27 protein-coding genes and 1 tRNA gene are annotated in these 23,583 nt (G+C 58.8%); 10 read left to right on the forward strand and 18 right to left on the reverse strand.

The features are described from left to right. Positions 1–10 precede the first annotated feature (10 nt). The 5 genes from ACM6IQ_RS22655 to ACM6IQ_RS22675 form a co-directional block, all read right to left on the reverse strand. A complete protein-coding gene (locus ACM6IQ_RS22655) occupies positions 11–1,240 on the reverse strand; it encodes a methyltransferase (protein WP_414879904.1) in 1,230 nt (409 codons plus the stop codon). Beyond that, a complete protein-coding gene (locus tag ACM6IQ_RS22660; protein WP_008024975.1) occupies positions 1,221–1,910 on the reverse strand; it encodes an ABC transporter permease in 690 nt (229 codons plus the stop codon). The genes ACM6IQ_RS22655 and ACM6IQ_RS22660 overlap by 20 nt, the downstream gene beginning before the upstream one ends. After that, positions 1,907–2,602 (reverse strand): ABC transporter permease, encoded by a 696-nt coding sequence (locus ACM6IQ_RS22665; protein ID WP_017336014.1) that lies wholly within the window; start codon positions 2,600–2,602, stop codon positions 1,907–1,909. The genes ACM6IQ_RS22660 and ACM6IQ_RS22665 overlap by 4 nt, the downstream gene beginning before the upstream one ends. 78 nt (positions 2,603–2,680) lie before the next feature. After that, positions 2,681–3,427, reverse strand: coding sequence for an ABC transporter substrate-binding protein (locus tag ACM6IQ_RS22670; RefSeq protein WP_017336015.1), 747 nt, complete (start codon positions 3,425–3,427; stop codon positions 2,681–2,683). Positions 3,428–3,440: 13 nt separating this feature from the next. Then, on the reverse strand, positions 3,441–4,214 hold the full coding sequence (locus ACM6IQ_RS22675; protein ID WP_017336016.1) for an ABC transporter ATP-binding protein: 774 nt from the start codon (positions 4,212–4,214) through the stop codon (positions 3,441–3,443). Positions 4,215–4,766: 552 nt separating this feature from the next. Between ACM6IQ_RS22675 and gabP the strand changes: the two genes are divergently transcribed. Beyond that, entirely contained in the window at positions 4,767–6,158 is a 1,392-nt protein-coding gene (gabP, locus tag ACM6IQ_RS22680; RefSeq protein ID WP_414879905.1) for a GABA permease, read from the forward strand. 369 nt (positions 6,159–6,527) lie between these two features. Further along, complete coding sequence (locus tag ACM6IQ_RS22685) at positions 6,528–6,854, forward strand: hypothetical protein (RefSeq protein WP_017336019.1); 327 nt, start codon at positions 6,528–6,530, stop codon at positions 6,852–6,854. A gap of 71 nt (positions 6,855–6,925) precedes the next feature. Here the strand turns inward: ACM6IQ_RS22685 and vapC are convergent, their stop codons facing one another. From vapC to ACM6IQ_RS22715, 6 genes are all read right to left on the reverse strand, one after another. Beyond that, positions 6,926–7,345, reverse strand: coding sequence for a type II toxin-antitoxin system tRNA(fMet)-specific endonuclease VapC (gene vapC, locus ACM6IQ_RS22690; RefSeq protein WP_414879906.1), 420 nt, complete (start codon positions 7,343–7,345; stop codon positions 6,926–6,928). Next, positions 7,345–7,575 (reverse strand): type II toxin-antitoxin system VapB family antitoxin, encoded by a 231-nt coding sequence (gene vapB, locus ACM6IQ_RS22695; protein ID WP_414879907.1) that lies wholly within the window; start codon positions 7,573–7,575, stop codon positions 7,345–7,347. Before vapB ends, vapC begins: the two co-directional genes overlap by 1 nt. A 180-nt stretch (positions 7,576–7,755) precedes the next feature. Then, positions 7,756–8,208 (reverse strand): hypothetical protein, encoded by a 453-nt coding sequence (locus ACM6IQ_RS22700; protein ID WP_017336022.1) that lies wholly within the window; start codon positions 8,206–8,208, stop codon positions 7,756–7,758. Positions 8,209–8,214: 6 nt separating this feature from the next. Further along, positions 8,215–8,631, reverse strand: a complete 417-nt coding sequence (locus ACM6IQ_RS22705) for a hypothetical protein (RefSeq protein ID WP_017336023.1) — start codon at positions 8,629–8,631, stop codon at positions 8,215–8,217. Positions 8,632–8,651: 20 nt separating this feature from the next. Continuing rightward, positions 8,652–9,635 (reverse strand): alpha/beta fold hydrolase, encoded by a 984-nt coding sequence (locus ACM6IQ_RS22710; protein WP_414879908.1) that lies wholly within the window; start codon positions 9,633–9,635, stop codon positions 8,652–8,654. 69 nt (positions 9,636–9,704) lie between these two features. Beyond that, the gene (locus ACM6IQ_RS22715; protein WP_031318256.1) at positions 9,705–10,763 is read right to left on the reverse strand and encodes a PDDEXK nuclease domain-containing protein; all 1,059 of its coding nucleotides are present in this window, start codon (positions 10,761–10,763) and stop codon (positions 9,705–9,707) included. A 260-nt stretch (positions 10,764–11,023) separates the two neighbouring features. On the opposite strand from ACM6IQ_RS22715, the gene ACM6IQ_RS22720 reads away from it, so the two are divergent. Continuing rightward, a complete protein-coding gene (locus ACM6IQ_RS22720; protein ID WP_414879909.1) occupies positions 11,024–11,473 on the forward strand; it encodes a carboxypeptidase regulatory-like domain-containing protein in 450 nt (149 codons plus the stop codon). A 7-nt stretch (positions 11,474–11,480) separates the two neighbouring features. Here the strand turns inward: ACM6IQ_RS22720 and ACM6IQ_RS22725 are convergent, their stop codons facing one another. The 7 genes from ACM6IQ_RS22725 to ACM6IQ_RS22755 form a co-directional block, all read right to left on the reverse strand. Then, positions 11,481–12,272 (reverse strand): TSUP family transporter, encoded by a 792-nt coding sequence (locus ACM6IQ_RS22725; protein WP_414879910.1) that lies wholly within the window; start codon positions 12,270–12,272, stop codon positions 11,481–11,483. Further along, on the reverse strand, positions 12,257–13,018 hold the full coding sequence (locus ACM6IQ_RS22730; protein ID WP_414879911.1) for a hypothetical protein: 762 nt from the start codon (positions 13,016–13,018) through the stop codon (positions 12,257–12,259). Before ACM6IQ_RS22730 ends, ACM6IQ_RS22725 begins: the two co-directional genes overlap by 16 nt. A 297-nt stretch (positions 13,019–13,315) precedes the next feature. Beyond that, positions 13,316–13,391 (reverse strand) — tRNA-Phe (locus ACM6IQ_RS22735). A 103-nt stretch (positions 13,392–13,494) separates the two neighbouring features. Beyond that, complete coding sequence (locus ACM6IQ_RS22740) at positions 13,495–13,767, reverse strand: oxidative damage protection protein (protein WP_010464608.1); 273 nt, start codon at positions 13,765–13,767, stop codon at positions 13,495–13,497. Continuing rightward, entirely contained in the window at positions 13,764–14,831 is a 1,068-nt protein-coding gene (gene mutY, locus ACM6IQ_RS22745) for an A/G-specific adenine glycosylase (protein WP_017336051.1), read from the reverse strand. The genes ACM6IQ_RS22740 and mutY overlap by 4 nt, the downstream gene beginning before the upstream one ends. Continuing rightward, entirely contained in the window at positions 14,828–17,053 is a 2,226-nt protein-coding gene (locus ACM6IQ_RS22750) for an AsmA family protein (RefSeq protein WP_414879912.1), read from the reverse strand. Before ACM6IQ_RS22750 ends, mutY begins: the two co-directional genes overlap by 4 nt. A gap of 77 nt (positions 17,054–17,130) precedes the next feature. Beyond that, positions 17,131–17,535 (reverse strand): acetyl-CoA sensor PanZ family protein, encoded by a 405-nt coding sequence (locus tag ACM6IQ_RS22755; protein ID WP_414879913.1) that lies wholly within the window; start codon positions 17,533–17,535, stop codon positions 17,131–17,133. A 221-nt stretch (positions 17,536–17,756) separates the two neighbouring features. Between ACM6IQ_RS22755 and ACM6IQ_RS22760 the strand changes: the two genes are divergently transcribed. The 7 genes from ACM6IQ_RS22760 (at position 17,757) to ACM6IQ_RS22790 (ending at position 23,569) form a co-directional block, all read left to right on the forward strand. Then, positions 17,757–19,421: an OFA family MFS transporter gene (locus tag ACM6IQ_RS22760; protein ID WP_017336054.1), complete on the forward strand. Its 1,665-nt coding sequence runs from the start codon at positions 17,757–17,759 to the stop codon at positions 19,419–19,421. A gap of 264 nt (positions 19,422–19,685) precedes the next feature. Then, a complete protein-coding gene (gene hisB / locus ACM6IQ_RS22765) occupies positions 19,686–20,279 on the forward strand; it encodes an imidazoleglycerol-phosphate dehydratase HisB (RefSeq protein WP_003218037.1) in 594 nt (197 codons plus the stop codon). Further along, the gene (gene hisH / locus ACM6IQ_RS22770; RefSeq protein WP_084318199.1) at positions 20,279–20,917 is read left to right on the forward strand and encodes an imidazole glycerol phosphate synthase subunit HisH; all 639 of its coding nucleotides are present in this window, start codon (positions 20,279–20,281) and stop codon (positions 20,915–20,917) included. The genes hisB and hisH overlap by 1 nt, the downstream gene beginning before the upstream one ends. Then, positions 20,918–21,175: a DUF2164 domain-containing protein gene (locus tag ACM6IQ_RS22775; protein ID WP_008005317.1), complete on the forward strand. Its 258-nt coding sequence runs from the start codon at positions 20,918–20,920 to the stop codon at positions 21,173–21,175. 42 nt (positions 21,176–21,217) lie between these two features. Continuing rightward, positions 21,218–21,955: a 1-(5-phosphoribosyl)-5-[(5-phosphoribosylamino)methylideneamino]imidazole-4-carboxamide isomerase gene (gene hisA / locus ACM6IQ_RS22780; RefSeq protein ID WP_017336056.1), complete on the forward strand. Its 738-nt coding sequence runs from the start codon at positions 21,218–21,220 to the stop codon at positions 21,953–21,955. 9 nt (positions 21,956–21,964) lie between these two features. Next, the gene (gene hisF, locus ACM6IQ_RS22785) at positions 21,965–22,735 is read left to right on the forward strand and encodes an imidazole glycerol phosphate synthase subunit HisF (protein WP_007897430.1); all 771 of its coding nucleotides are present in this window, start codon (positions 21,965–21,967) and stop codon (positions 22,733–22,735) included. 78 nt (positions 22,736–22,813) lie between these two features. Continuing rightward, entirely contained in the window at positions 22,814–23,569 is a 756-nt protein-coding gene (locus tag ACM6IQ_RS22790) for a substrate-binding periplasmic protein (protein ID WP_414879914.1), read from the forward strand. Positions 23,570–23,583 lie beyond the last annotated feature (14 nt).

Here is a 23,583-nt window from a genome sequence, read left to right on the forward strand (position 1 = left end):
CTGTGGCCATTTAGATGCGTTCCGCCAGCAACAGGAAATTACGCGGTGTGAGTGGGGTTTCACAGAAGGTGCCGAGTCGAACGGTGTAACCCTGCTCGGCGAGGAAAAGTGCTCGATCAAGGTTCAGCCAGAGCTCCAACGGGCGTCGGAAAAGTCCGCGTAGCAGCTCCAGATTACGAACCTCTGCCAGTCGCTTCCAACCGGCGGCTTCGAGCCCTGACCAATCCTGCGAGCCGATTGTGGATAACTCTTTAAGTGCGGCCAAATGATGGCAGTAATCGGCAAAGGATTTGTCCAGCCAGGCGCTGGGCAGGGAGGGCGTGGGCAGGTATTCATCAACGCCGCGCACTTGTCGTTGCAACACGTCGAACGCCAGGCGTCGGGCCATGGACGTATCGCGCTGACGTCGGACGCGGGCACCGGCGGTGACGGTTTCGCTCATCGGGAGTGAGAGATCATCGAGTGACAGCTGTAGGTCGGAGCGTAATCCGACAGAGGAAACGGGCTGGTACGCAGGAAGACTGATCCGGTTATAGCAACACGGCGCAATCGCCATTTGTTTGCACCCGGCGGCGCTGGCGAGCTGAATCAATCGCACATGCAGATCGCCACAGGCGTGCAGTGCGACAGGAGTGTGATCGGCGTTCAGCAAAGTGGCGGCGTCAGGCGCAAGAACATCCTGCTCAACATGCAGCGCAGGCAGTTGATGACGCTGGCTGAGCATCTGGCCACTGAGGACCAATGCGGGATCGTGCTCAAGACAAGTGAGCCATTGGCCGGTTTGCAGCAACCGTCGCCCCAGGTGGCCCTTGCCAGAACACCAGTCCAGCCAATGTTTGGGTGGCACAGCAAACGACAACCGACTGGCAAACGCCTCGATCTGCTGCCACTTGCGTCCCGGCACATCGACATTCAAGCGATGTCCGGCCGCTTCGAGTGCATGATCCGGCAGCTCACCCACGGAGCCCAGCTCTTGGGATAACGCCGCCAGCGAAGCAAATGGCTCCGGTGCATCCAGCAGACAAGGGTGGTTATGGCTGTTTTCCGCGTCTTCCAGCGAACGTCCGCGTAGCCATACCGCCAACTCCGGGTAGGACGCTTCCCAAGGAAGCCGCAGATGAGTAAACGGTCGAGGCTTCCACAGCGCCTGATGCTCGATCAGAAAAGCATCCAGCGCCGTGAAACGGGCGAGCAAGTCCTCGCCCGTCAACACGCGGGAATCAACGCCCCTGGCAGGCATCGACGCGCAACCAGCGCTCCAGCAGCTTGAAGCCGCGAACCAGCACGTAAGCCATCAGCAGATAGAACATGCCCGCGGCGAAGAAGATCTCCACCGGCAGATACGTTCGGGCAATGATGGTGCGGGCCATGCCGGTCAATTCCAGCAGGGTCACGGTGCTGGCCAGGGCACTGGCCTTGAGCATCAGGATCACTTCGTTGCTGTACGCCGGCAAACCGATGCGCGCCGCACGGGGGAGGATGATGTAGAACAGCGCCTTGGCTCGGGACATGCCCAGGGCGCGCGCCGCTTCGATTTCACCCGGCGGAATCGCCTGAATCGCACCGCGCAGGATCTCGGCGATGTAGGCCGCGGTGTGCAGCGTCATGGTCGCCGTGGCGCACCAGAACGGATCGCGCAGGTATGGCCACATCGAGCTGTTACGGACCGCATCGAACTGCGCCAGGCCGTAGTAGACCAGAAACAGTTGAACCAGCAACGGCGTGCCACGGAAGAAGAAGATGTAGCCGTAGGGGAATGCGCGTACCCACCACAGGCGCGACGAGCGCGCGATGCCCAGCGGAATCGCCAGCAACAGGCCGGCGATCACGGCAATGGCCACAAGCTCCAGGGTCAGCGTTGCGCCCTGGGCCAGTTTTGGCAGCCACTTGATGATGACTTCCCAGTTCATTGGGTGCTCCTCGCGAAGCCGCGAGCGGCGCGTTTTTCCATGAAGTGCATGCCGGTCATGGCGAGAATCGTCAGGCCCAGGTACATGAATGCCGCCACCATATAGAAGGTGAACGGTTGCTTGGACACGGTCACGCCGATTTGCGCGTGACGCATGATTTCTTCCAGGCCGATGACCGACACCAGCGCGGTGTCTTTCATCAGGATCATGAACAGGTTGCCCAGGCCGGGCAGGGCGATGCGCCACATCTGCGGCATGATCAGCCGGGTGAAGATGCGAAATTTCGACAGGCCCAACGCAACGCCTGCTTCACGGTGACCTTTGGGAATGGCGAGGATTGCACCCCGAAACACTTCGGTGGCGTAGGCCCCAAAACACAGGCCCAACGCGATCACGCCGGCGGCGAAGGCATTGAGTTCGAGGTCGGGGTTGCCAAAAAACTCGCCCAAGGCACGCATCAGGTTGACCGTGCCGAAGTAGATCAACAGCACCCAGAGCAATTCCGGGATGCCGCGAACCAGTGTCGAATAAGTGCCGCCAAGCCATTGCAGCGGCTTGTACGGGGAAGTCTTGGCCAAGGCGCCGAGCAAACCGAGCACCAGCCCGAGACACAGGGCCGAGAGTGCCAGTTTCACAGTCATCAGCGCGCCAGCGGCGAGCGCCGGGCCGAATCCGTAGAGGTCGATAATCATGGATTTCTTTTCAAATCGCGGCAGGCAATGCCAGAGACGGGCGCCGTCAGCGAACGGCGCCAGTCAGGCAGGTCAGTATCAATAGATGCTGAACGGGAAGTACTTGTCGTTGATCTTCTTGTAGGTGCCGTCAGCAACGATTTCTTTCAGTGCGACGTTCAGCTTCTCGCGGATCGGGTCGTTCTTGCGAACGGCGATACCGATCTTGTCGCTTTCTTCCACCGGGTCGCCTTTGAACTCGTAAGACTTGCCGGCGTCGCTTTTCAGCCACTCGTAGTTGACGTATTTGTCCGCGAGGATGCCGTCCAGGCGACCGGAAGTCAGGTCGAGGTAGGCGTTTTCCTGGGTGTCGTAGAGTTTGACTTCAACGCCTTCCATGTTGTCTTCAAGCCAGGTGCCGGCCAGTGTCGCGCGTTGAGCGCCGATCACCTTGCCTTGCAGCGCAGCCTTGTCGGTTTTGAAGTCGACGTTTTTAGGCGCGATGAATTGCAGCTTGTTCGAGTAGTACGGGTCGGTGAAGTCGACCGCCTGCTTGCGCTCGTCGGTGATCGACATCGAGGAAATCAGGAAGTCGAACTTCTTGGCGTTCAAGGCCGGGATGATGCCGTCCCAGTCGGACGTGACCACGGTGCATTCGACTTTCATCTTGGCGCACAGGGCGTCGCCGATTTCCTTGTCGAAGCCGACGACATTGCCACTGGCATCTTTGTTGTTGAACGGCGGGTAGGCCGCTTCGATGCCCATCTTCAGGGTTTCGGCCATGGCACCGGCGCTGAAGGCCAGGGTGACGGCGGCTGCCAGGAAGACCTTTTTGTAGTTCTGCATGCGGGTAGCTCCGTTAGCGGTTGCTGGACATGAATTGTTTGCAGCGCGCCGAAAGCGGGTTTTCAAACACCTGCTGTGGCGATCCTTGCTCTTCTATCAGGCCCTGGTGGAGGAACACCACTTCGCTGGACACCTGACGGGCGAACCCCATTTCGTGGGTGACCAGCAGCATGGTGCGGCCTTCTTCGGCCAGTGCGCGGATGACATTAAGTACTTCCTGGACCATTTCCGGGTCAAGGGCGGAGGTGGGTTCGTCGAACAGGATCACCTTGGGTTGCATCGCCAGCGTGCGGGCGATGGCCGCGCGTTGTTGCTGGCCGCCGGACAGTTGTGCTGGATAGGCGTGACGCTTGTCGGCGATACCGACCTTGGCCAGCAAGGCTTCGGCGACTTCGATGGCTTCGGCCTTGCTCTGGCCGAGCACGCGACGCGGCGCTTCGATGATGTTGTCGAGCACGCTCATGTGCGGCCACAGATTAAAGTTTTGAAACACAAAACCAATCTCGCTGCGCAGGCGATTGATCTGCTTGCCGTCGGCCGCGACCAGTTCGCCGTTCTTGGCGGCTTTGAGTTTGAGTTCTTCGCCGGCCACCAGGATCTGGCCCTGGTGCGGGTTTTCCAGCAGGTTGATGCAACGCAGGAACGTGGACTTGCCGGAACCGGAGGAACCCAGGATCGAGATCACATCGCCGTCGCGGGCGGTCAGCGAGATGCCTTTGAGCACCTCAAGCTGTCCGTAGCGTTTGTGCAAGTTGCGGATTTCAAGCGCGGGCGTGGCCTCAGCCATGTGCGTTCCTCATAGTGTTTCGCTCCTGCTGTTGGTTGGCCTTCCTGGCGAGGCGGCCAAGCTAGCATAGCGTCTGAATGGCAGCCAACAGCGCTACGGGCGGTAAACGGGTGGCATGTGGCAGGTTGTCGCATCGGTACAGCAGACTGTCGCGCTGCTATCAACCGAACAGCCGTTTGAACCCTGTGTGGTGCGGCTGTCCCGTAAAAAAGGGCGCGATGTTGCCAGCTTTGGCGGGGTGTTGGAAGCGCTAACCGGCCAAACGTTCCTGATCTGCACTTTTATTGTGCGTTGAGCATTTCCTGGGCGTGTTTCCGGTGCGCAGATTCGTTCCTCAAGTGAGTCGCGGGGTAACGCTTTGGCAAAGTGCCATTATTTTCAATGACTTGCGATGACTGTCCGGTCAGGGTGAAACCGCCGGATTAGAAAGACTTGAAATATTTTGGCGCAATTATTGCGTGCAGATTCCGGAACGCCCTGTTTGTTTCTTTTTACAGAAGAAACTTCACGATGGGATGCACGCATTCGCTTTTCCTTACAAAGGTAGTTTCAATGAGCAATACCCAAAGCTCTAACGGCCTCGAACAGGGGCTCAAACCGCGCCATGTGACCATGCTGTCGATCGCCGGGGTTATCGGCGCCGGCCTGTTCGTTGGCTCGGGCCACGCCATCGCGGCAGCAGGCCCGGCCGTGCTGCTGGCCTACGCCGCCGCCGGTATGCTGGTGGTGTTGGTGATGCGCATGCTGGGTGAGATGGCGGTTGCCTCGCCGGATACTGGCTCCTTCTCGACATACGCCGATCGTGCGATTGGTCACTGGGCCGGTTTTACCATCGGCTGGTTGTACTGGTGGTTCTGGGTGCTGGTCATCCCGCTGGAGGCCAACGCCGCTGCCACCATCCTGCATGCCTGGTTCCCTGGCGTGGACATCTGGGCGTTCGCCCTGGTCATCACGATGCTGCTGACTGTTACCAACCTGTTCAGCGTGAAGAACTACGGTGAGTTCGAATTCTGGTTCGCCCTGATCAAGGTCGTGGCGATCATCGGTTTCATCGGCCTTGGCCTTCTGGCCATTTTCGGTTTCCTGCCGACCAGTCAGGTCAGCGGTGTGTCGCATCTGTTCGACACCCAAGGCTTCCTGCCTAACGGTATGGGGGCGGTACTCGGCGCTATCCTGACGACCATGTTCTCCTTTATGGGCACTGAGATCGTGACCATCGCGGCCGCGGAATCGAAGAACCCTGGCAAGCAAATCTCCAAGGCCACCAACTCGGTGATCTGGCGGATTGGTTTGTTCTACCTCGTATCGATCTTCATCGTCGTGGCTCTGGTGCCCTGGAACGACCCGGTACTGGCCAGCCTCGGTTCCTACCAGACCGTGCTTGAGCGCATGGGCATCCCGAACGCCAAGATGATCGTTGACATCGTGGTACTGGTCGCTGTGACCAGCTGCCTGAACTCGGCGCTGTACACCTCGTCGCGCATGTTGTTTTCCCTGGGTAAACGCGGTGACGCACCGGCCGTGTCCACGCGCACCAACAAAAGCGGCACGCCATACTGGGCGGTGATGTTGTCCACTGGCGCAGCGTTCCTGGCCACATTTGCCAACTACGTGGCCCCGGCCGCCGTGTTCGAGTTCCTGCTGGCCAGCTCCGGCGCCATCGCGTTGCTGGTGTACCTGGTGATCGCGATCTCGCAACTGCGCATGCGCAAAAAGCGTATGGCTCGTGGTGAAAAAATCGTCTTCAGCATGTGGCTGTTCCCGGGCCTGACCTACGCGGTGATCGTCTTCATCGTCGCGGCCCTGACCATCATGCTGTTCCAGGACGCCCACCGCGTGGAAATCCTCGCGACCGGTCTGCTGAGTCTTTGTGTGGTGGCTACCGGGTTGCTTGTGGCACGCCGTCGTCGCAATGAGCAACTGGTTGGTGCAGTGGCGCGCTAGGTTCTACGCCCACTGTCGATGTACCGAAAACGACCGCCATCAGAAATGATCGCGGTCGTTTTTACTTTCATTCAGGGTTTTTCTCGGTCGGCTCTTTGATGGACACGATGATGTCGAGATAGTAGCCTTCCCGCCGAATGTGTATCTCGCTGTTGCGGGATGCAATGGAGTTTCAGGACATGGATTGTTCGACGCCCCCAGCCTTCCTGGCTAAAGCCACTCGACCCTTTCTTGCCTGCTCCCTCATCTGGCGCGAGTCAACGATGCATTTGCGTGCGCCTGCCGTTTACACGGCAGTCACGAGCCATCGCTGCATGGAGTTAGCCCGGCCATTCAGCCAACCCATTGGGGCATCAAGGAGAGACAGGCATGGCGTTTACATCGGTTGTGTTCAAAAACCCTAACACCGGAGCCATGAAGGAAGCCCCGATCGGCTTCTCGTGGACCGTGTTTTTCTTTGGCTTCCTGCCGCCACTGTTCCGTGGCGACATCAAGTGGGCAGCGATCATGTTCATCGTGGCCTGCTTCACATTTGGCCTCAGCAACTTCGTGTTCATGTTCATCTACAACAAGCTGTACGTGCGCGACCTGATTGGCGCCGGCTTCAAGGCTCAGTCCATCGCCAGCGGTGACCTGAGCTACGCCAGTGCCAAGGTCGGGATGGAAATCCCGCGTCTGGATGCTGTCGCTGCCTGATTGTTGTTTTCAGGTTTGCAAAAAAACGGCCGCTGTCAGTGATGACAGGCGGCCGTTTTTATTTTCGTCAGTTATTTTTCGATTCTATCAGGGTGAACCCAGTCTTCTACGCGTAATCCAGAAACCCGCTCGAACTCTTTCAGGTTGTTGGTTACGACAACTAATCCGCGTGAGCGCGCGTGCCCGGCAATCATCTGGTCATAGGGGCCTATAGGTGTTCCAGCCTTTGCCAGCTCGGATCTAATCATTCCGGTGTGCGCAGCGGCTTCATTGTCGAAAGACAAAACCTCAAGACGTGCCGCGAACCCCTCAACCACGGCGATGTTTTTTTCGGGAGTCGCAGATTTTTCGGCGCCGTAGATCAGCTCCATCAGCGTCACCGTACTGATGCACAACTGTCCGTCATGAAGGTTGAAAGCTTCTCTTACGATTTGCGGTTTGTTCTTGATGGTGAAGATGCAGATGTTGGTGTCGAGCATGAACTTGATCATCAGAGCGACTCACGCTCCTGATCAGCGGGTTGGTCGCGGTGGGACATAAAGTCCGTGCTCACTCCATCACCGTCGAACCAGCTGTCCCATGTTTCGTCTGCCGGGGTGATAATACGAGCCCTGCCGATGGCAGCTATGTTGACTCGTTTTACATCGCTCGGCATTGCCACAGCTTTCGGAAGGCGAACAGCCTGGCTTCGATTGCTCATGAAAAGGGTGGTCTGTTCCATTTTGGCCTCCTGCATTTCTGCGGCTGTTGTGAACCCAAAGAATAGAATCCTCTTGGGATATGTCAATGGGATATACGCAGCCTCTGACGAGAGGTCATATAGATTTTTGAGAGATGGCCTCCATAAAAAACGGCCGCTGTCAGTGATGACAGGCGGCCGTCTTGTTTCTGACGACGGTGCTTACTCGGCTTTTTCTTCCTGCGCGTCCAGCGACTGGCGGTAGCTGTCCAGCGCATCGCCGAAGTCGGTGATGAACTGCGGATCGGTCAGCCAGGCCTGGGCGGCATCGCGGTCCATGCCGTCGGCCCACATGCGGTAGTCGATCAGCATGTCGGCGGCCAGGTGGGTGGCGGCCATGGCTTCGTTGTCGGCGTTTTCCATGTCCAGCAGTTCAGGCTGGTCGCTGATGATCTGCGCCAGGTTCGTCAGGAGGGTCAGCAGCATGTCGTTGCGGCTGGTGGCTTCCGCGTCGCGCATTTTGCTGAACATCGCCAGGGTGTATTCCGGGATCGGCTCGCCGATGTCTTCGATGTCATCGTCCAGCGCGGCGGGTTTTCTGCCGTGGATATTGATCTGGCGGGCTTTGATCTTGGCGCGTTTGGCGCGTTTCTGTTGCTTGTTCAGGGAGGCCATGGGAACTCAGTTCGGTTTCTGTTGGGTTTGGGCTGCGATGGCTTCGGAAGCCGCCACGTAATCAACCTGGAAGGCTGGGGACTCGATCCACGCCAGGGCGCCCGCTTCGTCCACTTCGGTGGACCATTGGCGATACTCGATCAGCGCGGCAATGATGAAGTCTGTGGCGGTTTCTTCGCCTTCCTGCTCCAGCACCAGCGCGAGCAACGGGTGTTCTAGGAAGGCTGCACACATGGCTTGCTGACTGATTTTTTCGGCATCGATCATTTCTTTGAACAGTTCGGTGAGGTCCACCGATTCGAAGTCGATGCGATCGTCGTTCGGGTCCAGCTCGACCGGCGCAGCAGCCCGTTGGGTGCGGTTCTGCTTGGCCTTGGCTTTGGCGCGGGTGGCGCGTTTTTGCTGCTTGTTGGCGGAGGCCATGGGTTTTGATCCGTGGTGCGTTAAAAGGGCTCGCTGCGCGGTACTGTCCGCCCGGGGGGATCGGGGGGCAGTTCGCCGCTGTGCAGCCAGGACAATGCAATGGGCCATAGTGTGGCTTGGTATGCGCTACGAAAAAAGGCGAAATGTCCGACGACTGCTTCGCCGATGTCCTCGGGGGCGATTCGCAAGTGGGTGTTTGTGCCGCCGCTGAAGTAACGGAGCAGGCGTTCGATGGCCGGGATCGTGCCGTAAGGATCGTCGGTGATGCTGATGGCCAGGGTCTTGGCTGTCATCGCCGCGAAGGGAAGCGAGCCTGTTTTCGCGCTGATCGTGCGACCGCTGGGGCGCGTTTCGTACCGGGCGGTGGGCGTACTCCAATCGCGCACTACGCCCGCGGGCGTGTCTTCCAGCCAGCCGAGGCGCTTTCCGGGAAAATATCCGCAGACCAGCGTGATCAGCGGCATCACCACATGCCATTTGCCGACCATCCGCCAACGATGAGCAGGCGCATAGTCGCGCCAGTAGGCGAATTGCGCACCGACGGTCACCAGGCGCCGGATCAGATGCCCTGAAGCGCCCAGGCCCGCCGCACAGCCGCCAAAGCTGTGTCCGACGACATCGATGGGCTGGCCGGGAAATTCGCGCTGAGCGCGCTTGAGCATCGCCTCGAAATCCAGCGCGCCCCAGTCGGTCCATGAGGCGTCGAGATTTTTTAATGATGCAGGGCGTGACTCGCCAATGCCGCGGTAATCGTAGGTGATCACGTCGAAGCCGTTGGCGAGCAGGTATTCGGCGAATCGTGAGTAATGCCTGCAGCGGACCGAGGTGGCGGCGTTGATGATGACGACCGGGCGCGCAATGTCCTGAGAGGCATGCCGCCAAGTGAAGCCGCCAAGGTTGAAGCCGTCTGCAGCGGGCTCCCTGAACGGTTCGCCAGAAACGGAGGTTGGCAGCGGCAACTCGATTTGAGTGGGGGCCGGTGACGTGTCCTGCTGCAAATTCATCGACTTCGGACCTTTGCGGGTAGCTGCCAACGATAGTCTTCACACCGCTTATGAACAATCCATCCGCGGTTATAAGGGGATCTGATCGAGCAGTCGCTCTTCGATTGCAGCCTGTTCCCTGTCCAGTTCCGCGCGCAGTTCTTCTTCGCTGGGCAGGACTGTTTTGTATTTGCTGGCGAAAAGTTGTTCGTTGTCTTTCAGTACAGAGTATCGGACCACCGATTCATCTTTTTGCGCGCAGAGAATGATGCCAACGGTGGGGCCATCCTCCGGTCCGCGTTTGAGGTCGTCATACATGCGTACGTACATGTCCATTTGGCCGACATCCTGATGGGTCAGTTCGCCGCGCTTCAGATCGAAGATGACGAAACACTTCAGCAGGTAGTTGTAGAACACCAGATCGATGTAGAAGTCTTTGCTTTCGGTGCTGATGCGTTGTTGGCGAGCGATGAAGGCAAAGCCCTTGCCCAGTTCAAGCAGAAAGGCTTGAAGCTGATGGATCAGTGCCTGTTCGAGATTGGTTTCCTGAGTTAGCCCCGCGTTGGTCGAGCCAAGAAACTCCAGCATCACCGGATCCCTGATGAAATCCCGTGGCTGTGCTTTCATTTTCTGGATATTAGTAGCGGCTTCCTGTTGGACTGCAGGTCGGTCGCGGCTTGTCAGCAAGCGTTCGTAGTAGAGAGTGTTGATCTGGCGTTCCAGGGCGCGAGATGACCAGTTTTGAATGGCTGACTCGTTCATGTACCAGTGACGGGCGTGGTCGTTATCGACACGCAGCAATCGGCGATAGTGGGTCCAACTCAATTCGGAACGCACTGCGTCCCAAATTGGAAAGGTCTGATAAAAGTCCCGCATATAGCGCAGGTTGCGCTCATCGAAACCTTTTCCATACTGGGCAGTGAGGCCTTGTGCGAGCGTCGAAAGTAAACGTTTTCCGTATGCCGCCCGCCGGGCCCCCTCCTGCTCGAACTCCACAATATGCCTCCCAATCTGCCAGCAGGTTTGCACCTGGACCGTATCGACCACCCGTAGCACCTTCTGCCGTGCCTCACGGATCAGTTCGCCAAGGTTGCCTAATAGCGAGGCGAGTTGTGGGTCTTGAGAGTTATCGGGTTTAAGTGCGCTCATGAGGTCTTCCGCGTCGATGTGAACAGGCAGAAGAGGATTGCAGGAGAGGCAGGCGCGTTGATGCCGGGCGCTGCTGGTAAATCAGAAGGAAATCCCGATTGGTTTTGCGGGATCGCTCCGACGGCGATCCATGCTGGGGGAATACATCGTGTAGTCCATTTCGCAGTGACCGCAAGATCCAATCAATCTAAAACCGCCCGCACTCAGGGAAATCAAAATCAGGTAACGAATGGGTTCTGCGGAGCCCGGGAGTACCCATCATGAAACACGTCCATGCATTCATTCTGCCGCTCGCCGCCGTGGGGCTGTTGATGTTTCCCGTCATGCTGCAGGCGGCCAGTCTGGAGCCGATCGACAGTTCAGGCGTTCAAATTCAGCGGCAAGAGCAAAACGGGGTTGCCTATCTTTCCGGTGGCGTCGGCGAGGATGAGGCGAAGGCTATCCAGCAGGCCACCGGTTACAACCTGCACATGACTTTTGCGATTGGGCCCGAGAACAAATACGTCCCCGATGTTCAGGTGGCCATTCAGAAAGCCCAAGGGCCAACCGTGCTGACCCTGAGTGAGGCTGGCCCGCTGGTATACGTTCAATTGCCGCCTGGCAAGTACACCGTTATCGCAACGCGCAATGGCGAGGAACGACGTGATACGGCGGATGTAGGAAGCGGAGCGGCTCGCAATCTGGTCTTTCATTGGAATAGCGCTGAATAGCCGGCAATCACAACCAAGCCAACGACTCGAGGACCGCAACGCGCAAAGGATTGCTTTCCACGCTTAGCAGCTTGATGGCCAAAGCGCAGCAGACCACGATCAACATGGGTTTGATCAGACGTGGACCGACGCGAACAGCGGCTCGTGCGCCCAATTGAGCGCCGATGAAGGCTGCCAATGCCATGGCTATGGCAATCGGCCAAATAATCACACCCTTGGTAATGAAGACCGACAAAGAACCCAGGTTGCATGAGGCGTTGGCCAGTTTGGTAAAACTCATGGCCCGCATCATGCCCAAGCCGCACAGGAGTACAAACCCGACAATAAAGAAAGAGCCCACGCCGGGGCCAAATATGCCGTCGTAAAAGCCCAGGATCGGCGCGACGGTAAACGAAAAAAGCAGAATGCCGATTCTCTTGCGTCGATCTTCATTGGCCAGCGTGGGAGAGAGAGCAAAGTAGATAGCCACCAGAATCAGCATGACCGGCACGCAAACTTCCAGATAGCGCTTATCAATAGAGCTGACCAGCAAGGCACCACTGGCGCCGCCAATAAATCCGCAGATCACCAGGAAACGGCCTTCGCGCCACTCGATCATTCCTTTGCGAGCAAAGGTGACAGTGGCCGAAACAGTTGCCGAAGCGGCCTGGAACTTGTTCGTTGCTATGGCGCTGATCGGATCTACACCGGCCAGAAACAAGGCAGGCAAGGTGATCAAGCCTCCACCACCGGCAATTGCATCAAAAAAACCGGCGCAAAAAGCGACAAGCGCCAACATGCCTATTAAATCCCAAGACATTTCATTCCCTCTTTTATCGTTATTGGCCCGTAATCACATGACCGTCCTTCTGCCAGGCAGTGGGTGGCGCCGATTTTTTCCAGAATGGGAGGCAGCGGAATGACCCGTGTAGGTTCCAGGCTCGGGTTCCACAGGGCGGAAAGTATGAGCGACGACGGAGAGGGCGAGTGCCCGTCTTTCGCGTTCACAGCGCACCAGTAAGGCGCCTCGGTGTGCGGGCCAAGCGCGAGGCCGGAATGGGAGCTCAGTTCTTTGATTTCCGGCTCGGCATTGATTTTGGTAAGTCCGCCACCCTTGAAGTTGGCGACCAATCGAACCAGCTTTCCTTCGTTGTCCATGTCATAGGCAAAGGCACTGTTATCCACCAGTTTCAACAAGATCTGATTACGGGCAGCCAGGCAAAGGACGTCGTATCGATTTTCCAGGGATGCCAGGTCTGGCAGTTCATTTGGTGGGCTGGCATCGGTGATTTTTTGCAGCCCTTCAAAGATCAACACGCAAACAAGGCCATTGGAGAAGGTCGCCAGCAGTTCGCATTGGTCTGTCGAAAGCGAGAGCTTTAATTCGGTGGCTGCCAGAGAGGCTTTGGACTGGGCGCCTGGCACCTGCGGCCCGCCGATGGTGGCCAGTTCTTCGGCGAGTCTGTGCAGCAACATCGACTGCCGAATATCAAAGCTGAAAATCCTGATGTCCTGTTCAGTAAAAAACTCAGCGTTTTCGACGTCCTGTTTGATGGCGTCAGTCATTGTCTACATCCCTGTTGTGTCTTTGCTCCCGGTTATGCGGCAGCTCCTCCTCCGATACTGCCCAATCCGATGGTCAGCGTATGTCATCCATTTCCGTTAAAGCATGCGGAGCGTTCCGGTAGACCCGAGAGACTGTCGAGACTCAGCTCTTGAAAGCTTTACAGGCGCTGGCTGGCGTAGTGGCAGGGCGTGGTGAATTGATGCTTTGTCCGGCGCTTCGATAGTGACTGGGACAGTGATCACCAAATCCCGGGCATAAAAAAACCCTGAATCTTGCGATTCAGGGTTTTCGGTATTTGGTGCCCAGAGACGGAATCGAACCGCCGACACGGGGATTTTCAATCCCCTGCTCTACCGACTGAGCTATCTGGGCAACGGGGCGCATTAAACTGGTTTTTCGGAGGGTCGTCAAGAAAGTTTTCAAAAAAATTTTAATTATTACCGTCGCTTACGTTCCGACCCTCGAAAAAACGGAATTATTCAGCCGGCGGAACGTAGCCGTCAGCCTTGGCGTATTCCTCGCCGGAGAAGTACTTGTCCATCTCGCCCTGAAGGTATTTGCGGTCTTCGGCGTTCATCATGTTCAGGCGTTTTTCGTTGATCAGCAGGGTCTGGTGTTTCTGCCAGTCGGCCCAGGCCTTGGCCGAGACGTGGTCAAAAATGTCCTGGCCTTTTGCGCCCGGGAATGGCGCGCGCTCCAGGGCGGGCAGTTCTTCTTTGTACTTGCGGCACATGATGGTGCGGGTCATGACGACTCTCCTGCGTTCAATACGGCGGCCGCGCGTTCGAGCAAGGTTTTGACCGGGGCGGCAAGGCCCAGGCGCGGCGGGGTGGCGAGGTTATACCAGAGCCAGTCGGCCTCGGCCACGTGATGGCCGGCCTCCTGGACCTGAACCAGCCAGGGTTCGATGGATAACTGAAAATGGCTGAAGGTGTGCACCAGGCTCGGCAGCGCCTGTTGGCTGCCCAGCTCCAGCGAGTGCTGCGAAGCCAGATGCTGCAGGTCATCGAGGTCGTCGAGTTCCGGCAAGCTCCAGAGACCGCCCCACAAGCCTGTGGAGGGGCGGCGGTAAAGCAGAATCGCACCCTCGTCGTTGGCGAGCATCGGCATCAGCGTGCGCTTCTGTGGCACGGCTTTGCGCGGTTTGGGGATCGGGTAGCGGGTTTCCAGGCCGAGCATGTGTGCTTCGCAGCCCTTTTCCAGCGGGCAGAGCAGGCAGCTCGGTTTGCTGCGGGTGCAAAGCGTGGCGCCCAGATCCATCATCGCCTGGGTGTAGGCGTTGACCCGATCATGGGGCGTGAAGCGCTCAGCGTTCGCCCACAGCTGTTTGGCGACCTTTGGCTCGCCGGGATAACCCTCTTGCGCTGTAAACCGCGCCAGCACCCGTTTGACGTTGCCATCCAGGATCGGTGCCCGCAGGCCCATGCTCAGGCTGGCGATGGCGCCCGCCGTGGACAGACCGATCCCCGGCAACTCAACCAGCTTTTCCACATCCCGCGGAAACTCGCCGCCGTACTCGGCAACGACGATCTTTGCGGTTTTCTGCAAATTGCGCGCGCGGGTGTAGTAACCGAGGCCGGTCCACAGGTGCAGCACTTCATCTTCCGGCGCAGCGGCCAGCGCTTCGACCGTCGGCAGCGAGGCCATGAAACGGTCGAAGTAATTCAGCACGGTGCTGACCTGGGTCTGCTGCAGCATGATTTCCGAGACCCACACCCGATACGGTGTGATGCCTTGTTGCCAAGGCAAGTCGTGGCGGCCGTGGCGGTCGTACCAGTCCAGCACCGCCGATGAAAACTGCTCGGATCTCATCGCTTGAACAGCCCCTTCAATGCGTTTTTCAGCTCAGGGCTGACCTTGTCGCCCAGCTTCTCGTCGATCTTTTCGCTGATCTTGTCGCCGGCCATTTTGGTGGCGACCTGGCCCATGCGTTCATTGTCGAGGCGGCAAGCCTTGGCGCCGAGTTCCAGCGGGCCGCGGCAGCGCAACGGCCATTCGATGCCGACGAATTTGTCTCCGACCTGACAGGCTGGATCCGGCATGGCGCTGGTGTCGCCTTCGACGATGATGCCCACGCGGTAATCCATGCCCAGCACCCGCAGGTCGACGTCGCCGTCACCCTTCACGGTCATGCCCGGAATACGCACTTTCAGGTCTGGGTTGCTGGCCACGCCATTGCGGAAAGTCAGGTTGCCCTTGAGTTCCTGGAACGGTGTGTCCTTGCCTCGCGGTTCGCCGCTGAGGGTTTTGCGGTTGAGCGTGGCGATGCCTTTGCACAGTTGCTGTTCGAGGTTGGCATTGAGCAGCACGCCGTTGTTGATGACGAAACTGGCGTTGCCGTTGAGGGTTTCGATCAGCGCTTTCTGGCTGTTGCCGTTGCCGGTCAGGTTGCTGTCGAGCGTGACAAGGCCTTTGACCGGCGGATTTTTACCCTGGCTTTCGAGGATTTTTTCCACAGGCACTTTGCGGATGCTCGTCTGCATGTTCAGCGCCGGTGTCTGTTGGCGCACATCGAGGGTGCCCTTGGATTCGAAGGTGCCGTCGTACAGGTCGCCGCGCAGATTCTCGAGGGTCAGCAGGCCTTCCTTGCCATTGGCCTTGAGCGCCGCGTTCTGGATCGGCAGTTTCTGGAGGGTCAACTGGCCAAAGGTCAGGTCAGCGTCCACGTCGAGTTTGCTCAGGCGCTCCACCGGCAACAGGCGCTCGCTGCTCCACGCGTCTTTGGTGGGCTTGTCCGGCAGCGGCGTGCTACCTGCGCCGGCCATGGCGTCGGCTTCGGTGCTGGCGACTTCAGCCTTGCGCACTTGGGTTGCGCTGTCGGCTTCGGCGGATTTTGGCGGCAGGTAGCGGTCGACGTTGAACGTGTCGGCCTTGAGGACCGCTCGCAGCGATTGCCTGGCGAAGTCTTCGACGGCAATGCGGCCGGTGAAGGTACTGTCGTCGACTTTCAGGTTGATGCTGTCGAACACCACGCTGGTCGGCGTACCGGCAACGCGACTGACGAGTTCGACTTTGCTCAGGCTACCCTCCGCCATGGCCGGGAGTGTCTGGCCGATGCTGTCGACGAACTTCGCCAGGTCGAACTGGGCAATCGAAATGCCGCCGTTGATTTGCGGTGTCTTGTCGAGGTCGTTGACCTTCAGCTCGCCCAGTGCGCGCAGCTGGTTGGCAGAAATCTTGATGCCGGTCCATTCGGCGACGTTTGCCGCTTTATCCAGCAACAACTGCCCTTGGGCGGCGAAAGTCACGGTTTTGCCTTGCAGCGGATCGCCGGCGACTTCACCGGACAGCTTCATATCTTCGAATTTGTAGCGTTGCAGGGCGCGCTCGAAACGCAGCTCGCCACTGAGTTCGGTACGCACCCGCAGAACCGGCTGGTTGGTGCCGAGGAACGCGGTGAGTTTGACCGGGATGTTGGTGGAATCGTGAACCGGCCCGGTGCTCAGCTGGATGCTTTCGGCGCTGAACTGCTTGCCGGTCTTCTCGTCGCTGTATTCAACGCGGGCGTTATTGACGGTCAGGCTGTCGATGTCCAGGCGAATCGGTTGCGCCGGTTTTTCCACCTGGACGGTGGTTTCCGGTGCAGGTTTGCCGGGAGTGACGGGAGGCGCAGTCGGATCGGCAGTCGTGGGAGCCTTGCCGATGTCTTCCCAGTTGCCGTGGCCATCCTTGTCACGGTTAAGGCGCAGGTTCAGGCCTTCGACGCGAACATCGCTCATCTGCACTTCACGGCGCAGCAGTGGCAGCACGCGCACCGACAGGCCGAGCATCTGCAAGTCAGCGAACGGTTCAGTGGGCTTGGCCAGGGTCGCGACACTGGCTTCGTGCAATTCCAGGCCGAGCCACGGGAACAGGCTCCAGCCGATATCGCCATTGAGCGTCAGCTCGATGTGGGCCTTGTCGCGGGCAATCTGGCGGATCTCGTCTTTATAGTCGTTGGGATCGAAGAGGTGGGTCAGGGCAAAGCCCAGCGCCACAATGATCAGCAACAGCCCGAGAAGTACCAGACCCAGGATTTTGCCGAACGCTTTCATGGGCGAGTCCTTGTAGTTAGTCGAATTCGAATATAGCCGGGGAGTATAGCGCCCCGAAGCGGACGACCGGTCAGCGATCAGTCCGGCAGTGTATCCAGCGGCACTTTCAACTTGGCCGCCAGGGCTTGTGCCTCAAGGTGCCCGGCAGGCGCCAGCAGGCGTAATGTCGCGCCCGATTGGGACGCCATTGCCTGGGCTTCGTTCACCAGCCGTTCAGCTACCCCGCGACGACGGGTGATTTTTCTCACGCATAGCTGGGAAAGATGCCAGACGTCCTGATGCCTTTGCAGGCGTGCGGCCCCCAACAGGCGATCGTTGAAACGCCCGCCGATCAGCGAACCGTCCCGCAGGCAGCCTTCAATCAACTGCACATCGCCGGCGAACGGGGCGAACAGCCAGTCCGGCGCGTCACGGTAGATTTTCTGTAGATCCTGCTGATCCTGATAGGTGGCTTCGTTCAGCAGCTCGACGATGATAGGCATGGCGGTTCCTTCAGTGGTACGAGAACAGACGACTTTAGAAAAGGTGATATCAGTTTGGTTTTTCTGTCACGTGCAAATGGTAACCTCTGCCAGTTCGTCCGTCCTTCTGCGACGTGATGTCGCACCAAAATGGAGCTTCACCTTAAAAACAGTCATGCGTGCGCATAAGGCTGGGGGGTGAAGAGTGCTGGCGAACCATACTAATAATTGGGGGATACACAATGACCACGAGCATCACGGCGGACGGCCTCAACGCCGACCAGCCCTCGTTCCTGTCCAAGGAGCGCATCATCGCCAAGCCCGGTTTCAACCGCTGGCTGGTACCACCGGCCGCGTTGGCCATCCACCTCTGCATCGGCATGGCTTACGGCTTTTCGGTGTTCTGGCTGCCGCTGTCAAAGGCACTGGGCGTGACCAAGGCAGTGGCTTGCGCGCCGGACATGAGCTTCATCTCGCAGGTTTTCTCTTCGCAATGCGACTGGCCGATCTCGATGCTCGGCTGGATCTACACCCTGTTCTTCATCTTCCTCGGCTGTTCCGCAGCGATCTGGGGCGGCTGGCTGGAGCACGCCGGGCCGCGCAAGGCTGGCGTTGTGTCGGCTCTGTGCTGGTGTGGTGGCCTGCTGATTTCGGCGTTGGGCGTGTACACGCACCAGATCTGGCTGATGTGGATCGGCTCCGGGGTCATTGGCGGTATCGGCCTGGGCCTGGGTTACATCTCGCCCGTTTCGACCCTGATCAAGTGGTTCCCGGACAAGCGCGGCATGGCGACCGGCATGGCGATCATGGGTTTCGGTGGCGGCGCGATGGTCGGTGCTCCGCTGGCGGCGGCCTTGATGGGTCACTTCGCATCGGCAGAAAGCGTGGGCGTGTGGCAGAGCTTCCTGGTGATGGCCGCGATCTACTTCGTGTTCATGATCGGCGGCGCACTGTCCTATCGCGTTCCGCCAACCGGCTGGAAGCCTGAAGGCTGGACCGCTCCGGCGAAGAAAGCTTCGAACGCGATGATCACCCATCGTCACGTGCACGTGAATGTGGCGTGGAAAACCCCGCAATTCCGTCTGGTGTGGCTGGTGCTGTGCCTGAACGTATCCGCCGGTATCGGCATCCTCGGCATGGCTTCGCCACTGTTGCAGGAAGTGTTCGCGGGTAAATTGCTGGGCACTGACCAGACGTTTGGTCAGCTGGATGCCGGGCAACTGGCCTCGATCGCGGCGATTGCTGCCGGTTTCACCGGTTTGCTGAGCCTGTTCAACATTGGCGGCCGGTTCTTCTGGGCGTCGTTCTCGGACTACCTGGGTCGCAAAAACACTTACTTTGTGTTCTTCGCTCTCGGTTTCGCGCTGTACGCGCTGATCCCGAACCTCGGTCACCTGGGCAACGTTGCGCTGTTCGTGGCGGCGTTCTGCGTCATCCTGTCGATGTACGGCGGTGGTTTCGCGACGGTGCCGGCTTACCTGGCAGACCTGTTCGGTACGCAAATGGTCGGCGCGATCCACGGTCGTCTGCTGACGGCATGGGCGGCCGCAGGCGTGCTGGGTCCAGTGTTGGTGAACTACCTGCGTGAGTATCAACTGAGCATCGGCGTTGAACGCGCCGCGGCCTATGACATTACCTTGTACATCCTCGCGGGCCTGTTGGTGCTGGGTTTCATCTGCAACCTGCTGGTGCGTCCGGTGGCCGACAAGTACTTCATGACCGACGCCGAACTGGCCGCCGAACAGGCGCTGGGCCATGACAAGGGTGCTGACGCCAGCACTGTGCTGGAGTGGAAAGCGGCGCCGGGCACCAAGCCGTTGGCGATTGCTGCGTGGCTGGTGGTGGGGATTCCGTTGGCGTGGGGTGTCTGGGTGACCCTGCAGAAGACGGCTGTTCTGTTCCACTAAGTAAAACGCACTACCCCTGTGGGAGCGAGCCTGCTCGCGATAGCGGTCTGACAGTCGACAGAGATGTTGAATGTCATGGCCTCATCGCGAGCAGGCTCGCTCCCACATTTGTTTTGTATTCCGTCCGATTGGCTTGTATGGACATGTCTATCCCCGACACGCCCGGATTCACTCCGTCAGTGATATCACCTCCCGTGTTTCTGTTTCCCGCCCGCGCCCCTATAATGGCTGCCTTTTTCGCCCAATGATTTTGCGGAGCTGGTGATGGCCGAACGTAAGGCGTCAGTCGAGCGCGACACTCTGGAAACCCAGATCAAAGCCTCGATCAACCTGGATGGCACCGGAAAGGCCCGATTTGATATCGGTGTTCCTTTTCTTGAGCACATGCTGGACCAGATCGCCCGTCACGGGCTGATCGACCTGGATATCGTCAGCAAGGGTGACCTGCATATCGACGACCACCACACCGTGGAAGACGTCGGTATCACCTTGGGTCAGGCCTTTGCCAAAGCCATCGGCGACAAGAAAGGCATCCGTCGCTACGGCCATGCCTACGTGCCGCTCGATGAAGCGCTGTCGCGCGTGGTGATCGACTTCTCCGGCCGTCCAGGCCTGCAGATGCATGTTCCCTATACCCGCGCCACCGTTGGCGGTTTCGACGTTGACCTGTTCCAGGAATTCTTCCAGGGCTTCGTCAACCATGCGCTGGTCAGCCTGCACATCGACAACCTGCGTGGCACCAACACCCACCACCAGATCGAAACCGTGTTCAAGGCATTCGGCCGCGCCCTGCGCATGGCCGTAGAGCTCGATGACCGCATGGCCGGTCAGATGCCGTCGACCAAAGGCGTTCTGTAATGCAGACGGTCGCGGTTATCGATTACGGCATGGGCAACCTGCACTCGGTGGCCAAGGCCCTCGAGCACGTCGGTGCCGGCAAGGTCCTGATCACCAGCGATGCCGACGTGATTCGCGAAGCCGACCGGGTGGTTTTTCCCGGCGTCGGCGCGATTCGCGATTGCATGGCGGAAATCCGTCGCCTGGGCTTCGATTCGCTGGTGCGTGAAGTCAGCCAGGACCGTCCGTTCCTCGGCATCTGCGTCGGCATGCAAGCCTTGCTCGACAGCAGCGAAGAGAACGACGGCGTCGACTGCATCGGCCTGTTCCCGGGCGCGGTGAAGTTCTTCGGCAAAGACCTGCACGAAGACGGCGAACACCTGAAGGTCCCGCACATGGGCTGGAATGAAGTGAAGCAGACGATCTCGCATCCGCTGTGGCACAACATTCCGGACCTGGCGCGTTTCTACTTCGTGCACAGCTACTACATCGCTGCCGGCAATGCGCGGCAGGTGGTGGGTGGCGGGCACTACGGTGTCGATTTCGCTGCGGCGCTGGCCGATGGCTCGCGTTTCGCCGTGCAGTTCCACCCGGAGAAGAGCCATACCCATGGCCTGCAATTGCTGCAGAACTTCGCTGCGTGGGATGGTCGCTGGTAAATGGCCGTCAAGAAGAAGCCGCCGATCCTGACCCTCACTCCCGAACAGGAGAGCGAGGCCAATCACAAGATCAAACGCTTCATGGAGGATCGCTTCGAACTGGACCTGGGTTCGTTCGAGGCGGCCGAAATTCTTGAGCTGTTTACTCGCGAAATTGCTCCGCACTATTACAACAGGGCGATTTTCGATGTGCAGACGCACCTCAAAGAGAGGTTCGAAAGCATCGAAAGCGACCTGTGGGCGCTCGAGAAAAACTGATTTTCGAGCGAAGCTGAACAATCGAATTTGAAGGTTTGCCAGATGCTGATTATTCCCGCTATCGATCTCAAGGACGGTGCCTGTGTTCGTCTGCGCCAGGGCCGCATGGAAGATTCCACAGTGTTCTCCGATGACCCGGTGAGCATGGCTGCCAAGTGGGTGGAGGGCGGTTGCCGTCGTCTGCATCTGGTCGACCTGAACGGCGCCTTCGAAGGTCAGCCGGTCAACGGCGAAGTGGTCACGGCCATCGCCAAGCGCTACCCGAACCTGCCGATCCAGATCGGCGGCGGTATCCGCTCCCTGGAAACCATCGAGCACTACGTGAAAGCGGGCGTGAGCTACGTGATCATCGGCACCAAAGCCGTGAAAGATCCGGCTTTCGTGGCTGAAGCCTGCCGCGCGTTCCCGGGCAAGGTGATCGTCGGCCTGGACGCCAAGGACGGTTTTGTTGCCACCGACGGCTGGGCTGAAATCAGCACCGTTCAGGTCATTGACCTGGCCAAGCAATTTGAAGCCGACGGCGTGTCCGCGATCGTTTATACCGACATCGCCAAAGACGGCATGATGCAGGGCTGCAACGTACCGTTCACCGCGGCGCTGGCTGCTGCCACGCGCATTCCGGTGATCGCTTCCGGCGGTATCCACAATCTGGGTGACATCAAGTCGCTGCTCGACGCCAAGGCGCCAGGCATCATCGGCGCGATCACCGGCCGGGCGATCTACGAAGGCACCCTCGACGTCGCTGAAGCGCAAGCTTTCTGCGATTCGTACAAAGGCTGAGGACTGACCATGGCGCTGGCCAAACGCATCATCCCTTGCCTGGACGTGGACAACGGCCGGGTGGTCAAGGGCGTCAAGTTCGAGAACATTCGTGACGCCGGTGACCCGGTGGAAATCGCCCGTCGCTACGACGAGCAGGGTGCCGACGAGATTACCTTTCTCGACATCACCGCCAGTGTCGATGGTCGCGACACCACGTTGCACACCGTTGAACGCATGGCCAGCCAGGTGTTTATTCCGCTGACCGTGGGCGGCGGCGTGCGCACTGTGCAGGATATTCGCAACTTGCTGAATGCCGGCGCGGACAAGGTTTCGATCAACACCGCTGCGGTTTTCAATCCGGAATTCGTTGGCGAAGCGGCGCAGCATTTCGGTTCGCAATGCATCGTCGTCGCCATCGATGCCAAGAAAGTCTCCGGTCCGGGCGAAACCCCGCGCTGGGAAATCTTCACCCACGGCGGGCGCAAGCCAACCGGTCTCGACGCCGTCGAGTGGGCGAAGAAGATGGAAGGCCTGGGTGCCGGTGAAATCCTGCTGACCAGCATGGATCAGGACGGCATGAAAAATGGTTTCGACCTGGGCGTGACCCGCGCCATCAGCGATGCGCTGGGTATTCCGGTGATCGCCTCCGGCGGTGTCGGCAACCTGCAGCATTTGGCAGACGGCATTCTCGAAGGCCACGCCAGCGCGGTATTGGCGGCGAGTATTTTCCACTTCGGCGAATACACCGTGCAGGAAGCCAAGGCCTACATGGCTCATCGCGGCATCGTGATGCGCTAAACAAACCGATACAGGCCAGTGGACATCATGGCGGGCTCAGGGCACTCTTGGGCACGCCATGGATTTCGGTAGCCAGACATGCTCAAACGCCTTCTTCTTGCCCTCGCCAGTGCCTCTCTATTGCTTATCAATGGAGTGCACGCTGCAGAAAATCCTGACACCGACCTCGTGTTGCTGACGGAAAACTTCCCGCCTTACAACATGGCCAAGAACGGCAAGAACTTCGCTCAGGACGAGAACATCAACGGCATCGCCGTGGACATCGTCCGTGAGATGTTCAAGCGCGCCGACATTACCTACAGCCTGACGCTGCGTTTCCCTTGGGAGCGAATCTACAAGCTCGCCCTCGAGAAACCGGGTTATGGCGTGTTCGTGATGGCGCGGTTGCCGGACCGCGAAAAGCTCTTCAAATGGGTCGGCCCGATAGGCCCGGATGACTGGATCATGCTGGCCAAGGCGGACAGCAAAATCAGCCTGGAAACGCTGGAAGATGCGCGCAAATACAAGATTGGCGCGTACAAGGGCGATGCGATTGCCGAGACGCTGGCCAAGCAAGGGTTGAAGCCGATTGTCGTGCTGCGCGATCAGGACAACGCGAAGAAACTGACCAGCGGCCAAATCGACTTGTGGGCCACGGGTGACCCGGCCGGGCGATATCTGGCTCGACAGGACGGCGTGACCGGGCTCAAGACGGTACTGCGTTTCAACAGCGCCGAGTTGTACCTGGCGCTGAACAAAAACGTGCCAGATGAAACCGTCGCCAAGCTGCAGGCCGCGCTGGATCAGCTGCGCAAGGAAGGCGTGGTGGACGAGATCATGGCGCGGTATCTCTGATACCACCGTGTTCA

Source organism: Pseudomonas sp. IT-P100 (assembly GCF_949767185.1).
GTDB lineage: Bacteria > Pseudomonadota > Gammaproteobacteria > Pseudomonadales > Pseudomonadaceae > Aquipseudomonas > Aquipseudomonas fluorescens_B.

What these genes read in the sequence shown, in the direction of transcription:
- ACM6IQ_RS22655 (WP_414879904.1), bottom strand. Translation starts at nt 1,240, where the DNA reads ATGCCTGCCAGGGGCGTTGATTCCCGCGTGTTGACGGGCGAGGACTTG.
- ACM6IQ_RS22660 (WP_008024975.1), bottom strand. Translation starts at nt 1,910, where the DNA reads ATGAACTGGGAAGTCATCATCAAGTGGCTGCCAAAACTGGCCCAGGGC.
- ACM6IQ_RS22665 (WP_017336014.1), bottom strand. Translation starts at nt 2,602, where the DNA reads ATGATTATCGACCTCTACGGATTCGGCCCGGCGCTCGCCGCTGGCGCG.
- ACM6IQ_RS22670 (WP_017336015.1), bottom strand. Translation starts at nt 3,427, where the DNA reads ATGCAGAACTACAAAAAGGTCTTCCTGGCAGCCGCCGTCACCCTGGCC.
- ACM6IQ_RS22675 (WP_017336016.1), bottom strand. Translation starts at nt 4,214, where the DNA reads ATGGCTGAGGCCACGCCCGCGCTTGAAATCCGCAACTTGCACAAACGC.
- gabP (WP_414879905.1), top strand. Translation starts at nt 4,767, where the DNA reads ATGAGCAATACCCAAAGCTCTAACGGCCTCGAACAGGGGCTCAAACCG.
- ACM6IQ_RS22685 (WP_017336019.1), top strand. Translation starts at nt 6,528, where the DNA reads ATGGCGTTTACATCGGTTGTGTTCAAAAACCCTAACACCGGAGCCATG.
- vapC (WP_414879906.1), bottom strand. Translation starts at nt 7,345, where the DNA reads ATGATCAAGTTCATGCTCGACACCAACATCTGCATCTTCACCATCAAG.
- vapB (WP_414879907.1), bottom strand. Translation starts at nt 7,575, where the DNA reads ATGGAACAGACCACCCTTTTCATGAGCAATCGAAGCCAGGCTGTTCGC.
- ACM6IQ_RS22700 (WP_017336022.1), bottom strand. Translation starts at nt 8,208, where the DNA reads ATGGCCTCCCTGAACAAGCAACAGAAACGCGCCAAACGCGCCAAGATC.
- ACM6IQ_RS22705 (WP_017336023.1), bottom strand. Translation starts at nt 8,631, where the DNA reads ATGGCCTCCGCCAACAAGCAGCAAAAACGCGCCACCCGCGCCAAAGCC.
- ACM6IQ_RS22710 (WP_414879908.1), bottom strand. Translation starts at nt 9,635, where the DNA reads ATGAATTTGCAGCAGGACACGTCACCGGCCCCCACTCAAATCGAGTTG.
- ACM6IQ_RS22715 (WP_031318256.1), bottom strand. Translation starts at nt 10,763, where the DNA reads ATGAGCGCACTTAAACCCGATAACTCTCAAGACCCACAACTCGCCTCG.
- ACM6IQ_RS22720 (WP_414879909.1), top strand. Translation starts at nt 11,024, where the DNA reads ATGAAACACGTCCATGCATTCATTCTGCCGCTCGCCGCCGTGGGGCTG.
- ACM6IQ_RS22725 (WP_414879910.1), bottom strand. Translation starts at nt 12,272, where the DNA reads ATGTCTTGGGATTTAATAGGCATGTTGGCGCTTGTCGCTTTTTGCGCC.
- ACM6IQ_RS22730 (WP_414879911.1), bottom strand. Translation starts at nt 13,018, where the DNA reads ATGACTGACGCCATCAAACAGGACGTCGAAAACGCTGAGTTTTTTACT.
- ACM6IQ_RS22740 (WP_010464608.1), bottom strand. Translation starts at nt 13,767, where the DNA reads ATGACCCGCACCATCATGTGCCGCAAGTACAAAGAAGAACTGCCCGCC.
- mutY (WP_017336051.1), bottom strand. Translation starts at nt 14,831, where the DNA reads ATGAGATCCGAGCAGTTTTCATCGGCGGTGCTGGACTGGTACGACCGC.
- ACM6IQ_RS22750 (WP_414879912.1), bottom strand. Translation starts at nt 17,053, where the DNA reads ATGAAAGCGTTCGGCAAAATCCTGGGTCTGGTACTTCTCGGGCTGTTG.
- ACM6IQ_RS22755 (WP_414879913.1), bottom strand. Translation starts at nt 17,535, where the DNA reads ATGCCTATCATCGTCGAGCTGCTGAACGAAGCCACCTATCAGGATCAG.
- ACM6IQ_RS22760 (WP_017336054.1), top strand. Translation starts at nt 17,757, where the DNA reads ATGACCACGAGCATCACGGCGGACGGCCTCAACGCCGACCAGCCCTCG.
- hisB (WP_003218037.1), top strand. Translation starts at nt 19,686, where the DNA reads ATGGCCGAACGTAAGGCGTCAGTCGAGCGCGACACTCTGGAAACCCAG.
- hisH (WP_084318199.1), top strand. Translation starts at nt 20,279, where the DNA reads ATGCAGACGGTCGCGGTTATCGATTACGGCATGGGCAACCTGCACTCG.
- ACM6IQ_RS22775 (WP_008005317.1), top strand. Translation starts at nt 20,918, where the DNA reads ATGGCCGTCAAGAAGAAGCCGCCGATCCTGACCCTCACTCCCGAACAG.
- hisA (WP_017336056.1), top strand. Translation starts at nt 21,218, where the DNA reads ATGCTGATTATTCCCGCTATCGATCTCAAGGACGGTGCCTGTGTTCGT.
- hisF (WP_007897430.1), top strand. Translation starts at nt 21,965, where the DNA reads ATGGCGCTGGCCAAACGCATCATCCCTTGCCTGGACGTGGACAACGGC.
- ACM6IQ_RS22790 (WP_414879914.1), top strand. Translation starts at nt 22,814, where the DNA reads ATGCTCAAACGCCTTCTTCTTGCCCTCGCCAGTGCCTCTCTATTGCTT.